At 51.4% G+C, this 14,326-nt stretch carries 11 protein-coding genes; 6 read left to right on the forward strand and 5 right to left on the reverse strand.

Annotation, left to right across the window (positions count from 1 at the left end; genetic code table 11):
- The first annotated feature begins 628 nt into the window (after positions 1-628).
- Positions 629-835, forward strand: a complete 207-nt coding sequence (locus ACTJIK_RS16125; protein ID WP_440647885.1) for a hypothetical protein — start codon at positions 629-631, stop codon at positions 833-835.
- Between the two features lie 210 nt (positions 836-1,045).
- Here the strand turns inward: ACTJIK_RS16125 and ACTJIK_RS16130 are convergent, their stop codons facing one another.
- The gene (locus ACTJIK_RS16130; protein ID WP_440647887.1) at positions 1,046-1,669 is read right to left on the reverse strand and encodes a hypothetical protein; all 624 of its coding nucleotides are present in this window, start codon (positions 1,667-1,669) and stop codon (positions 1,046-1,048) included.
- A 35-nt stretch (positions 1,670-1,704) separates the two neighbouring features.
- Positions 1,705-2,460 carry a hypothetical protein gene (locus ACTJIK_RS16135; RefSeq protein WP_440647889.1) on the reverse strand — a complete coding sequence of 252 codons (756 nt, stop codon included), beginning with the start codon at positions 2,458-2,460 and terminating at the stop codon, positions 1,705-1,707.
- 693 nt (positions 2,461-3,153) lie between these two features.
- Between ACTJIK_RS16135 and ACTJIK_RS16140 the strand changes: the two genes are divergently transcribed.
- From ACTJIK_RS16140 to ACTJIK_RS16160, 5 genes are all read left to right on the forward strand, one after another.
- Entirely contained in the window at positions 3,154-3,750 is a 597-nt protein-coding gene (locus ACTJIK_RS16140; RefSeq protein ID WP_440647891.1) for an RNA polymerase sigma factor, read from the forward strand.
- Positions 3,751-4,047: 297 nt separating this feature from the next.
- Positions 4,048-5,181, forward strand: a complete 1,134-nt coding sequence (locus tag ACTJIK_RS16145; RefSeq protein ID WP_440647893.1) for a FecR family protein — start codon at positions 4,048-4,050, stop codon at positions 5,179-5,181.
- Positions 5,182-5,430: 249 nt separating this feature from the next.
- On the forward strand, positions 5,431-8,745 hold the full coding sequence (locus ACTJIK_RS16150) for a TonB-dependent receptor (RefSeq protein WP_440647895.1): 3,315 nt from the start codon (positions 5,431-5,433) through the stop codon (positions 8,743-8,745).
- An 18-nt stretch (positions 8,746-8,763) separates the two neighbouring features.
- Positions 8,764-10,206 carry a RagB/SusD family nutrient uptake outer membrane protein gene (locus tag ACTJIK_RS16155; protein WP_440647897.1) on the forward strand — a complete coding sequence of 481 codons (1,443 nt, stop codon included), beginning with the start codon at positions 8,764-8,766 and terminating at the stop codon, positions 10,204-10,206.
- 97 nt (positions 10,207-10,303) lie between these two features.
- Positions 10,304-11,575 (forward strand): polysaccharide pyruvyl transferase family protein, encoded by a 1,272-nt coding sequence (locus ACTJIK_RS16160; protein ID WP_440647899.1) that lies wholly within the window; start codon positions 10,304-10,306, stop codon positions 11,573-11,575.
- Between the two features lie 340 nt (positions 11,576-11,915).
- On the opposite strand, the gene ACTJIK_RS16165 is transcribed toward ACTJIK_RS16160, so the two are convergent.
- The 3 genes from ACTJIK_RS16165 to arsB form a co-directional block, all read right to left on the reverse strand.
- Positions 11,916-12,689, reverse strand: coding sequence for a metallophosphoesterase family protein (locus tag ACTJIK_RS16165; protein ID WP_440647901.1), 774 nt, complete (start codon positions 12,687-12,689; stop codon positions 11,916-11,918).
- 4 nt (positions 12,690-12,693) lie between these two features.
- Entirely contained in the window at positions 12,694-13,122 is a 429-nt protein-coding gene (locus tag ACTJIK_RS16170; protein ID WP_440647903.1) for an arsenate reductase ArsC, read from the reverse strand.
- A 118-nt stretch (positions 13,123-13,240) separates the two neighbouring features.
- Entirely contained in the window at positions 13,241-14,323 is a 1,083-nt protein-coding gene (arsB, locus tag ACTJIK_RS16175) for an ACR3 family arsenite efflux transporter (RefSeq protein WP_440647905.1), read from the reverse strand.
- Positions 14,324-14,326 lie beyond the last annotated feature (3 nt).

Raw genomic sequence — 14,326 nt, forward strand, 5'->3', positions numbered from 1 at the left:
GCGCTACGATCCTTGTTGCCGGTACGAAAGCCGGTATGTCTACCGAGGCTGTGCCTGCCGTCCGGTCGATGTCTGAGGTGTACGGGGCATAAAATGTGGTTCTCAGCCTTCCGCGTGTATTGAACTCAAAACCCTGCAGCAGCTCCGCTTCGCCGTCGATCACGTTCCGCTGGCCGCGGGGATTGGTTGCATCGGCGCGGATCACTTTCATGAACTCCTTCACCAACCTGCCGTACATGTAACTGTCGGCGGTTTCGGCGATCAGGCCGCGAAGGGCGGTATACAGCAGGCGCGCGGCACGTCCGGCGCGGCCAAACTCGGAACCGTTCTCACGCGTACGCTGGAAGGCGGGATCGTTCGCAATGCGCTCCGCGTCTACACCGCCTTTCTGGCGCGCCAGGTCTCCGGCCACGGTAGAGTAAAACGTCATGTTGCCGATGCTGCCCTTCAGTTTGATGAGCCCCGTTTGTCTTGCCATGTTATACGATTTTAGTGAATAATAGGGCAAAATGCATAGCCATGCCCGTTAGTCTGTCGCATCTCGCGCGCGATGCCGTAAATTGCTTTACGACACCAAACTACATCGGTGTTCCATAGTAAAAAAATTCTCATTCCGAACCTGCCGATTATGCAGAAAATGATACCCAACCGCATAGTGATTTTCGCGCGTGACGTACAAAACATCACTGGCCGCAGCGAGCGGACCTCACGGCTTTTGTTGCAGAAGATCCGTGAAAGCCTGGGCAAGAAGAAAGGACAGTATATTTCTGTTGCTGAGTTTTGCCAGCTCACCGGACTGAATGAAGAAGAAGTGCGTGGCTTTCTGAAGAAATAACTCTTAATAACGTAAAGTTTCCGAAGGATTTAAAGCGTCCTACGTTGACTTCATGGTTAATTGCATTACTTTGTGATTTATAAAATGACCGATACTTAATCATCTTACTTCTTTTGATTGAAATATTTGGGTGAACTGTAGTTCCCCTAGAATGCCGTAGTTAACCGACTTCTTTGCGAAATTAGCGGCATAGTTTGGGGAAACAGTCATTTAACTATGCGTATCAGTTGCAACAAATTTCTTCTCAAGAGCTTCAATAACTTCTTCTCGTTGTTTATCAGGAAGAACCGACATGCAGATTATAAGCAGTTGTTCTTGCACTTCTCTTTTCCCTTCGTGAACGCCCATATTGAATAAGTGCGTGTCGCTTATTCTTATTAAGATACTAATGACATCGTTTACAAGCAAATAAAAGCAAAGTCGATTAACGAATTCTACTTTTGCGGGATGGATGCCTACATATCCGTCCTTATCAAAATACCAGTTTAAAAAACATTTCTGAATTTCCTTACCTACGCTTGATTCAGAAAACAGTTTTTTAAAACAATTTATCTCCGACACATGGGCAAATTTGTTTCTTATATTTGCCAAGCAAGTTAGTTTTTTTAACTCATCTTTCTCTATGCCTTTTATGTCTTGAATTAACTGAAGTTTTTGAAAAAAGCTTAATGAAGTAGAAGCATGTCCAAATGACCTTGAGGTTTTCCAGTCTATATTTAAGATGTTTCCGAGGACTCTGGATGCCAGTTCTTCGACAAAGATTGAATTCTCAATAATACATAGACGTAAATCTCTATTAACTGAAGCTATTTTAAAGTCAAAAGTATTATCCATGGTATAATTCTAAACTCATTTAAACCTCTCAGACCTTAAACGCCTCTTTTATCAACTATAAGCTGAGATTCTCTTCTTACATTCTCTATATCATTTGAAATATGATACCCGATTGATTTGTTTCCTACTTTATATTCATATTCAAACAAAGGAATAATATTTCTTCCTGAAGCGATCTGATAAGGAGTTACAATAATTCTATCCTCGGTTAGAAAAATCGATTGTGTAGGATAATTTTTCAAGTAGTATACTCTTAAAGAGCCTTGCTTTTGGCTGCGGTCGTATGTACTATTAATCAAAGAAATTGTCTGATCTATTTTTTGTTGAAGATGAGCTAGTGTAACATCGGTTTTTTTTGCTAATGGATCACAAAATACTCCTTGAGGATCTACAAAGAAAAACTCCGTCATGGAACCTTTCCTATTAAACCGTTGTTCTATGTCTGGAGAATGATTGCCAATCCAACGCAGTCCATCGTTCATAACAGCAACAAATAATTCGGCACTTCCTAAAAGATCTGAAAAACGATAATCAGCAGAATTTGTCAAGATCTGTTTTAAGCCTGAATCATGAACGGAAAATGAAATTCTTAGCATTTGCATTAAATTATTTTCATCATCTTTTTTTATTAATAGATTATACAATAACGAAAGAGTCCCTCCAACTAGCATAGTATTAGAAACATTCCCTAATGTATTATACCAAAAGGAATTTGGCAACGCTTTTGTTTGAAGTAAAAGTAGTGTAAGACCTATTATAATTAAAACTGAGAAAATGATGTAATTTTTCATCAATAATAGTATTGGGTTAGGGATTATAAATATTAATGTAGTGAAAATAAATATAATTGCAAAATGCGGATGATAAATTCTGCAATGTTGTTTAAGTAACTGAGAAGAGATGAAAGTTTTACCATTGCTGGACTTGCAAGGGATTTAAAGTATGCACATAAACATTATTTTTGTTGCCTTTTACTCTAATTCGCATCCCGAACTTCCGTACCTTTGATCCTCAGCCAGTTCTTTGCAAACCCCAGTAAAATAAGGCATTCCAGCGAGGTAACAAAAAAGGTTACACCACTCCAAAAGTGCCCGGAAACACACGGTAATAAAGGCTTTAATATAGTCCCAGCGGGATCATCGTGCATGAAAATAAAACGGAGCTGCTGGAATATTTACGGCCATCTTCAGAACCGAAAAGACGGAGAACATTTCCGCATCGGGCATGCGCAATCATTATTACAGTGATGATGCTGCCATAGGCCGGTCCGTGAAGACTTTGAAGACTACGACGATGATGAATACGGTGAATTTGATGAAGACCATGAAACTGACAGCGAAAGCGCGGATGAAAGATATGCACAGGCCATGGAAAAACGCATAATCGCTGTATTATCAAAATATCTCTCCCGGGCAGGGTAAGCTTAATATACCGGCACTACTCGTAAAATCTGATATTTTAGCTAAATTTACCCTGCCACAGTTATGAAAAACAACAGCACACATCATACGGATCCACTGCTCCTGCGCCTTTCCGAAGGAGACGAATCCGCATTCCGCGAGTTTTTTCATACCTACAGCCACCATGTTTATCATGTGGCTTTACTAATGACCAAATCCGCCGAACTGGCGGAAGACATGGTGCAGGAGATCTTCCTCAAAATATGGCTCAACAGGGCGGCCCTTCCCGGAGTGGAGAACCTGAAAGGTTACCTTTTCATCAACGCCCGCAACCACATCCTTAACGAACTGAGAAAAGGATCGCACAACCTGCAGTTCACTACCGCCCTGCTCAACTATTTCAGTGAACCGGCAGACAACCCGGAACAGGCGCTGCTGCGCAAGGAATCGCGTTCGGTGCTGCGCCAGGCCATTGCCCATTTGCCCACCCGCCAGCGCCTCATCTATCAGCTCAGTAAAGAAAAAGGGTTAAAGCAGGATGAGATTGCGGCACAGCTGAACATCAGCAAACATACCGTGCGCAACTCCCTGGCGCAGGCCCTGCAAAACATCCGCCACTTCCTGGAACGGGCCGCCACCGGGCTGGTGCTGGGCGTCTGCGTGATCGAAGCTTTCCTGTAACAAACACGGCTTCCGGGAACCCAGATGCGGCCCTCGTTTCGCCTGAATCCGGGCTGGTGCTGGCCGTCTGCGTGATCGAAACTTTCTTGCAACAAACATGGTTTCCGGAACCGGATGCTGATCTGCCTTGTAATAAAATTTCCTTTTGGGGAACTGCGGGCGACCGGATGCTCCTCATTGATCTGCCCGCTTCGCCCGGCGTTGCACCCCGCCGGGTGGGCCCACTTCCCCCCCCCAAAAAATTTCTTCCTCCCGACTAGTAGTCCCGCTTTTTAAATGTGTCTTTATAAGTAACACATGGCAACACGATTCGACATACTGCTCAAAGGATACATTTCCGGTACGCTTACCCCCGCGGAAGCGGAAGAGTTCCTGCAACTGGTCAAAGACCAGGACCACCGCCTCCCCGATGCCGTGCAGCGCCTCCTGGAAAACGAGCACCACCCGGCATTGCCGCCGGAAAAAGAGCAGGAAATGGCCGATGCTATCCTCAGCCGGGCGCGGCGTGCCGAGCGCAAACGTATCCCGATGTACCGGTTAGCAGCGGCCGCAGCGGTATTGGCTGTATTGGGAGCAGGGTTATTATTTATGCTGAACAGCAGGCGGCCTGCCGCACCAACCCCCCGAACCGCCACAGCATCCGCCGCCGCACCTGGCCATACCAAAGCCACCCTCATCCTGGCAGACGGCACCGTAGTGCCGCTGGACAGTGCGGGCGAACGGCAGATAGGCCAGGGCATCCGGCAAAGCAAAGGACAGCTGCGCTATACCGCGGAAGCAAAAAGCGGCAGCATACAATTCAACACACTGGCCACGCCCAGGGGCGGGCAGTTCCGCCTCACCCTCCCTGACGGCAGCAGGGTATGGCTCAACTCCGCCTCCTCCCTCCACTACCCCACCGCCTTCAACGGCGGCCAAAGAGTGGTGGAACTAAAGGGCCAGGGGTATTTTGAAATTGCGCAGGCGCCCTCGCAGCCCTTTATAGTGAAAGTAAACAGCATGGAAGTACAGGTATTGGGCACCCGATTCGACGTTATGGCCTACCCTGATGAAAATGTGGTGAACACCACCCTGCTGAACGGCGCCGTACAGGTCAAAAACGCCGGCGCCACCCGCCTGCTCCGCCCCGGGCAACAAGCGGTGCTGAACGGTGGAAACAATCACATCACTATACAGCAAGCTGATACAACCAAAGTTATTGCATGGAAGAACGGCCTGTTCCTGTTTGATAATATGGACCTGCAGACTATTCTGAGAGAAGTGTCGCGCTGGTATGATGTGGAAGTGGTGTACACTGTTACGCCCAGTTCTGAGTTATACGGCGGCGCCATCAGCCGCAACATGAGCCTGGAGGCTGTTTTGCATTTACTGGAAGGAAACGGCTTTAATCATCTGAAAATTGAAGACAGAAAAATACTGGTATTGCCGTAAAAAAAATTCCGTTATGAGAGAATGCTCAACCACATGCTCTCCTCGTGTCAGAAAAGAAAATTGTAAGTAAGTATCTATCGGGAATAAAAAGAAACCGGAAGTGGTTGCAACACTCCCGGCAGTATCTGGTATTCCCGTTAATCTGAGATCGACTATTGTAAGACTACCAAACACCACTAAAGTATGTATTTTAATGCTAATGAAAAAGCCCTGCGCTTCCGCAGGCTTTTAACCACGTTGTGCAAAGTTATGAAGATCACTGCATTCATCTTGTTCGTTACATGCATGCATGTAAGTGCAACCGGTCTTTCACAGCAACTCACGCTGTCTGTAAAAAATGTGCCGCTGCAAAAGCTGTTCAAGGAGATCACGGCGCGCACGGGCGTGTCCGTCATATACGGGGAAACAGTGCTGCGAAACACGGCCCCGGTCACCTTCACGGTGAAAGACGCCTCGCTGCAGCAGGTGCTGGACCTTTGCGTGCGCAACCAGCCGCTGGTTTATTCCATGGAAGGCAACAGCATCATCATCAAACGCAGGCCCTCCGGCAACCCGCCGCAGCCTCCTCCGCCCCCGGTGGCGGACACGCTCATCACCGCCTCGGGCAAAGTGACCGACGCCAAAGGCATGCCGGTGCCGGGTGCTACAGTGCTGGTAAAAGGCACCATGCATGGTACTAAAACGGACGGGGAAGGCAACTTTTCCCTCAAAGGCGTGCGCACCGGCGCTGTGCTCGTTGTAAGCTCACTCGGCTTTGAGCCGCAGGAACTGCCGGCGCGAAGCGGCGCAGCGGCCATCACCCTGAAAGAAGCGGCCAGCAGCCTGAATGAGACGGTAGTGGTGGGATATGGTACGGTAAAGAAAAGCGACCTTACCGGCGCGGTCACCAAAGTGGGTGAATCCGCCATCAAAGCCACGCCTATTCCCTCGCTCGACAGGGCCATGCAGGGCCGCGCCGCAGGCGTGCAGGTGGTCACTAACTCCGCCCGGCCCGGAGGCGCCGCCACTATCCGCATACGCGGCTCGGGTTCGGTGAACGCGGGCAACGATCCTTTATATGTGATCGACGGCTTCCCGGTATCCGGCGGGCTCAACTCTATCAATTCAGACGATGTGGAATCCATCGAGATACTGAAAGACGCCTCTGCCACCGCTATTTACGGCTCCAGGGGGTCTAACGGCGTGGTGATGGTCACCACCAAACAGGGCAGGTCCGGTAAGGCCGTGGTGACCTATAACGGGTATTACGGCACTCAGTCCGTCCGCAGGACCATCCCACTGCTCAATGCGCAGCAGTTCGCGCTGTTTGTGAATGAAGCGCTCACCAATAACGGGGCCGCGCCTTACTTCAACGGCAGCTCCGCAGAAAGGCCGCTGCCGGAAACGCTCGGCGAGGGCACAGACTGGCAGGATGTAGTGATGCAAAACGCGCCCATCCAAAACCATCAGCTGGGTGTGAGCGGCGGTTCCGACCGCTCCAGGTACGCCATTTCCGCCGGGTATTACGATCAGCAGGGCATCATCCGTAATTCGGGTTTTAAGCGGTATACACTGCGGGCCAACCTCAATAACGACATTACTTCCCGCGTAAAGACAGGCCTCTCCATGCAGGGCGCCTACACCCAGAGCGACAATGCCAAAACGGATGTGGACGGCACGGAAGGCGGCGGCGTTACCAGCTCCGCGCTGAGCTACTCGCCTACGTTCAAAGTGTTCAATGAAGACGGCACCTACTATAAAAACCAGGGCTCACTGAACGGTTACGGAGTGGATAACCCGCTGGCCATAACGAATGAGATCACCAATAAAAGTTCAATGCTGCGCCTGCTGGCCAACACTTACCTGGACTATCACATCATAGAAGGCCTCAACTTCCGCGTCAGCCTGGGGGCGGATCTGCAAAGCGCCAAAACGAACGCGTACACAACGCGGCTGGCCCTCGCAGGCGCCAGCCAGGGCGGCGCCGCTTCTGTAGCCAGCTCACAGAGCATCAACTGGCTGAATGAAAATACGCTGAACTACACCCGCAAACTCGGCAACATCCACCAGCTGAATGCACTGCTCGGTTACACCATCCAGGGCCGGAGCACCGAAAATGCCACAGCCCGGGCCAGGACCTTCTCCGACGACTTTGCGCAGTATAACAACCTGGAGGCAGGCTCCACGCTGGTAGCCCCCAGCTCCGACGCCAGCAACTGGAAACTCATTTCCTACATCGCCCGTATTAACTACGGGTTCGACGACCGTTTCCTGCTCACGCTCACGGCGCGGCGCGACGGTTCCAGCCGCTTCGGCCCGCAAAGAAAGTTCGGCATCTTCCCTTCCGGCGCACTGGCCTGGAAACTGATGAACGAAAGCTTCATGCAGAAACAGACCTTCCTTTCCGATGCCAAAGTACGCGTGAGCTACGGCCTTTCCGGCAACCAGGAGATCGGCGATTATCAATACCTCGCCAACATCGCCACCTCACAATACGTACTGGGCGGCGCTTTACAAGCGGCCTCGAACACGGCCGGCATCGCCAATCCTGATCTGCGCTGGGAAAAGAACGCCCAGTTCGACGCAGGTATAGACCTGGCTTTTTTTAAAAACCGCCTGCAGCTCACGGCGGATTACTATAGCAAAAACACATCCGACCTCCTCTTCTCCGTAAGCGTGCCCACTTCCTCAGGCTTCCGCACCAACCTGAAAAATATCGGCAGCGTGCGCAACAGGGGCATTGAGCTGTCGCTGGCCAGCGTGAACGTGGACCATCATGATTTTAAATGGACATCTGAATTCAACATCACCTTTAACCGCAACGAAGTGCTGCGGCTGGACGGGCGGAAAGAATTCACCACCGGCGTGGACGCCGTGCTGTTCAATACCACCATTAACCCCATACTGCTGCGGGTAGGCAGCTCCCTGGGCAACTTCTACGGCCTGGTGGTGGACGGCATTTTCCAGAGCAAAGCAGAAATAGATGCTTCCGCGCAGAAAACCGCCAAACCGGGCGACATCCGTTATAAAGACCGGAATGCAGACGGGGTGATCAATGATAACGACCGCGATATTATCGGCAACTCCAACCCGGATTTTTTCGGCGGCCTCAATAACACGTTTACTTACAAGGGAATTGAACTGAACATCTTTGTGCAGGGCAATTACGGCAATGAGATACTGAACTACGGCAACTTTGACCTGCTGAACCTGACCAGCGGCAACAACCAGAGCGCCCGTGTACTGGACCGATGGACGCCGGAACGCCCCGGCAACACCATTCCCCGCGCCAATTCAGCCGGTGGCTCGCGGGTGCTGAGCAGCTTCCAGGTGGAAGACGGTTCCTACCTGCGGTTCAAGAATATTTCCCTCGGGTATAACCTGCCGCAATCGTGGTTAAGCCGCTTCTCCATCAACTCGCTGAAAATATACGTGGCGGCCCAGAACCTGTTCACCATTACCGATTATACAGGGTACGATCCCGAAGTGAACCGCTTCGGCAGCTCCTCGCTCAGCCAGGGGCTCGACTATGGCACCTATCCCGCAGCCAAAACGCTGCTGACCGGCATTAACCTGAAATTTTAATCTTTTATGCGATTGATTATGAAAGCAAGATATGTACTGGCGGCGCTCCTGATCGTAACAACAGCCTGTGAAAAGCAGCTGGACATTGCGTCTGTCACCAATCTCACCAACGTCACCTATTACAAAACCGCCGAAGACGCTAAAGCCGCGCTGGGCGCCTGTTACAAAAACATGGGCGTGCTCGATCCCTTCCCTGACCTGGTAACTACGGACGATGCCGTGCCTTTCCTGTCCGGGGCGGCAGACCGTGTGCTGATATGGCGGTATAACCTCACTCCTTCCAATTCTTTCATCAATATCTATGCAGGCGCCTATACAGGCATTAACCGGTCTAACACGGTGATAGACCGCCTGCCGGGCATTCCGATGGACGAGAACCTGAAGAAGCGGTATATCGCCGAAGCCAAAGTATTGCGCGCCCTTCATTACTTTAACCTGGTGCGCACCTATGGCGCTGTGCCCATCACCACTACCGAAACCGCATCGCTGGAAGGGCTGGCCATTCCCCGCAAACCGGTAGATGAAGTATATGCGCAGATAGAAAAAGACCTCACGGAGGCCGAAAGCGTATTGCCCAACAGTTATCCCCCTGCTGACGCGGGCAGGGTGACCGCCGGCGCCGCCAAAGGTTTGCTGGCCAAGGTGTACCTCACGCGCGCCGGTACGGAAAAAGGCTCGCCTTTCTGGGCGCAGGCCGCCGCGAAGGCCAAAGAAGTGATGGACCAGGGCGTATACAGCCTGTACGATAAGTTCTCGGACGCCTTTGCGCTCACCGCGCGCGGCGGCAAAGAAAACATGCTGGAAGTACAATATCTTACGGATGTGTACGGTCACGGCCAGGGAAGAGGTTACGGCCCCCGCGCAGCCCCCATTTTCGCAGGCGGCGGCTCCGCCATTGCGCGGCCCACGGAAAGCCTCTTTAACTTATACGCGGCTAACGATCAGCGGAAAGCGGTCACCTTCATGACCTCCTATACCTTCAACGGCGTTACCACCAATCTGTCAATCACAGATCCTGATCCCGCCAAAGCCGTATCTTTTCAGAAGCTGTGGGACAGAACCGCTAAAACAACCGGAGGCGAAGGCACCAGCAGGCCCGTGCTGCGATATGCGGACGTGCTGCTGATATACGCCGAAGCCAGTAATGAAGCCAACGGCGCCCCTACCGCTGATGCCTATACGGCCATCAACAAAGTGCGCGTCCGGGCAGGACTGGCCCCCCTCGAAGGACTGAGCTACCAGGCATTCAAAGAAGCAGTTTGGCTGGAGCGAAGGCTGGAACTGGCTTTCGAGAGCAGCCGCCGCTTCGACCTCGTGCGTACCGGCAAACTGCTGGAAGCCGTAAAAGCCGAGAACAGTTACAACAGGAATGCCACCATTGAGCCTTTCCATGTACTGTTCCCCATCCCCCTGTCCGACATGGACGCTAACCCCATGCTGGAACAGAACACCGGGTACTAGGGGCACATCAACCGGTTCACCGGAATACAAAAGGATCAAAACCGGCGGGTGCAGGCTGCTGTATCCTGCCACATCATAAAAACAAAAAACAACGTTCATGTATACACGCAGAGATTTCCTTCAACAAACACCGGGCCTCATAGCATTGCTGGCAGGCCTTCCTGCACTGGCCCGGTCCGGCAAGCAGAAAACCATCCTGCTGCGCTCCTCGTGGCAAACCGTAAACATCGGCGACATCGGCCACACTCCCGGCGTACTCGCCCTGCTGGAAAAACACATCCCCGGAGCGGCCGTGAGGTTATGGCCTTCCAGCGTAGACAACGGGGTGAAAGAAATGTTGATGAAACGTTTCCCCAAGCTGCAGATCGTACAAACGCCCGAAGAAATAAAAACCGCCTTCACCGAATGTGACTTTTTGCTGCACGGCTCCGGCCCCTCACTGACTGCGCGAAAAGACGTGCAACGCTGGGCGGAAGAAACCGGCAAACCTTACGGCGTTTACGGTATCACCTTCCCTGGCTATTACGGTGAGCCTTCCGAATCTGCAAAAGCGGCTTTCCCCAGCGAGGTGGAACTGCTTACCAAAGCACAGTTCGCCTACTTCCGCGATTCCATTTCACTGGCCTTCGCAAAAGACCACGGCGTTAAATGCCCCATCATGGAATTTTGCCCGGATGGCGCCTTTGCCGTAGACCTCCGCAATGATGCCGCCGCAGAAGCATTTATGAAAACACATGGCCTGGAAACAGGAAAATTCCTTTGTGTGATCCCGCGCCAGCGGTTCACTCCCTGGTGGGAACTACCGTCCAAGAACAGGCCCCTCGACGAAAAAAAAGATGCCCGCAACCAGGAGATGAAGGAGCACGACAACCGCCCCATACGGGAAGCCATCATCGCCATCGTACGGGAAACGCCCCTGAAGATATTGATATGCCCGGAAGACGAAACACAGGTAAAACTGGGCAAAGAAATATTGTACGATAAACTGCCGGAAGACGTGAAAGGCAAAGTAGTGTGGCGCGACCGCTACTGGCTCACTGACGAAGCCGTAAGCACCTACCTTCGCTCTGCAGGCATGTTCGGGCTGGAAATGCATACCCCTATCATGTGCATCGGCCATGGCATACCCGCCATTGTAGGCCGCTTTCACGAGCAGACCAGCAAAGGCGTAATGTGGCGCGACATTGGCCTGGGGGAATGGTTATTCGATATGGATAATGAGGCCGACGTGGCGAAAATCGGACCCGCCGCGCTGGCCATGGCCAAAGACCCTGCTGCGGCCAGGAAGCTGGCCAAAAAGGGCCAGCAGTTCGTAGAGAAAAGGCAGCGGGAAACCATGCAGGTGCTGAAGAACAAACTGAACGCCTGAGATCATTGATATGAAAAAGAAAAAGGGCTGCATCAAAAGTAAACTGATGGATTTGAGATTCGTATAAACGAAGATCTCTTCATCAGCTAACCGCATAAAAACGGTGTAATTACTTTTGATGCAGCCCTTTCTCCTATTCAGTCATTTGCCGTTACTTCACATGATCTTCAGGCAAACATCCTGTAGAATATCCTCGCAGCAATCGTCACGATCCACTTTTGAACAAATTCGCTGTAATACCTTTTGATCCAGCTGCGCCAAAAGCTGTGCTATTCTCTCCTGCATAAAATCATGCTTGCGTTTGTATTGGTGAGATCAGAAGGAAGGGAGCAGGAACGCACTACTTGCCCCTTCTCAGCATTTCGCCATATTCATTGGGCAAAATACTGCTTTCGACTGCCTTTGCGGCTTTCTCCACATCGTATTCAAAACGGACGAACTCCACCTTTAACGAGTTCCTGTCATGGATGGACAGGGTTTCATCGATATGCAGCATCACATAGCCGCCGCGGGGATCGCCGTCTTTCGGTTTGCCAACCGACCCGATATTGATCACATGCCGGCACTTGGGCGCCTCACCGGGCTCCGTGCAGAGAACCCGGTGGTACGGTTTATGCGTGTGGCCAAAGCAAAGGATGTCTGCGTTGGCGTCTGTCAGGATTCGTAGCATGCTTTTTTCTTCCCGGTCTTCGAACAGGTATTCGTTGATCTTGCGGGGGCTGCCGTGTACCAGCATCAGTGTCAGCTGGGCGTCGTTCAGCTGGAATTCCACGCGGATATGCGCCGGAAGCGTGCGCAGGTATTGCCTTTCCTCGTCCTTTACAATGGAATTGGTGTAAGAAATGGAGATCTTTCCCATTTCTTTTTCTTCATCCGTCTTATAAGCGCAGCCGCAATCGTCGCTACGACGGCCAATGCCGAAGTCATAATTGCCGGCAATGGTCGGGATGCCTCTTTTGCGTATCTCCTGGATGACCTCGTTAGGCCAGATATTGTAGCCTACCAGGTCGCCGAGGCAATAAATCGCATCCGGTTTACGGGATTCCACATCTTTGAAAAAAGCTTCCAGCGCGGGAAGATTGGCATGTATGTCTGAAAAAAGGGCAATTTTCATATTGTCAGGCGGTTACGGATTTAAGATGGGAGGATACAAATTTTTCGCAATAATTGCGGATGATATGTCTCACCGCGCGGAATTGCTGGCTGATTTCAGCTTCCGTACCGGTGGCCTTTGCGGGATCAGGAAAATTCTCATGGAATCTGGCCGCGCTGGAGGGGAACACCGGGCAGCGTTCCTTTGCATTGTCACAAACCGTTATCACATAATCGAACTGTATGCCGGCATACTCGGAAATGTTGTTGGACGTATGCCCTGCAATATCAATTCCATCTTCGGCCATCGTAGCAATAGCCCTGGGGTTTACGCCATGTGTTTCAACGCCGGCGCTGTATATCTCGGCTGCGTTTCCCGCAAAATACCGGAGGTATCCCTCTGCCATCTGGCTGCGGCAGCTGTTGCCGGTGCAAAGCACTAGTACTTTCTGCATATAATCTGAAATATTTGTTTAGAATCCTTTTTAACATGATCAGGCCCCGGTTATGCTGGCCGCATCATCCGGAAGGAGGTAAACAACCAGGTTGTTGCATAACGCCTGTACTTTCCGGTTATGCTTCTGCGGGAACAGGTTGGCCATACCAGCGTTTACGCAGCCAGAAGGCTACGTTCACCAGGGCGATCAGGGCCGGTACTTCTACCAACGGCCCGATAACGCCCGCAAAAGCCTGCCCGCTGTTGATGCCGAACACACCAATGGCGACCGCTATCGCCAGTTCGAAGTTGTTGCCAGCTGCCGTAAAGGCAATGGAAGCATTTTTGGAATAATCGGCGCCCATGGCTTTACCAAGAAGGAAGCTCACCAGGAACATGATGGCAAAATATATCGCCAGCGGAATAGCGATGCGCACTACATCCATCGGGATCTGTACGATCAGCTCCCCCTTCAGGCTGAACATAACCACGATAGTGAACAGCAGCGCGATCAGCGTGATCGGCGAAATGGCCGGGATGAACTTTTCCCTGAACCACTGTTCGCCTTTCCATGCGATCAGCGCGTAGCGGCTGATAAGCCCTGCGGCAAAAGGAAGGCCCAGGTAAATAGCCACGCTTTCTGCGATCTGACCGATGGTCACATTTACCTCCAGCCCTTTCATACCGAATAAGGGAGGCAGCACAGTGATGAAGAAATAAGCGTAAACACTATACAACAGCACCTGAAAAACGCTATTCAACGCTACCAGGCCCGCGGCATATTCACGGTTCCCTTCCGCCAGCTCATTCCATACGATCACCATGGCAATACAACGGGCCAGCCCGATCAGGATCAGGCCGATCATGTATTCCGGGTAACCATGCAGGAAAAGCACGGCGAGGCCAAACATCAGAACCGGCCCAATTACCCAGTTCAGCAACAGGGACACGCCCAGGATCTTAGTGTTCTTGAAAACCTCGCCCATCTTGCCATAGTTCACCTTTGCCAGCGGCGGGTACATCATCAGGATAAGGCCGATCGCCAGCGGGATGTTCGTGGTGCCGGATGAGAACGAATTAATGAATTTTGCGCTGGAGGGCACAAAGTACCCAAGACCAACACCCACCGCCATCGCCAGGAATATCCACAGCGTAAGATAGCGGTCCAGGAAACTGAGCTTTTTTCTTCCGGCAGCCGGAGCGCATTGATTTGCTGACATGTT

This window comes from Chitinophaga sp. 22620 (assembly GCF_052044405.1).
In the GTDB taxonomy this organism is placed as follows: Bacteria; Bacteroidota; Bacteroidia; order Chitinophagales; family Chitinophagaceae; genus Chitinophaga.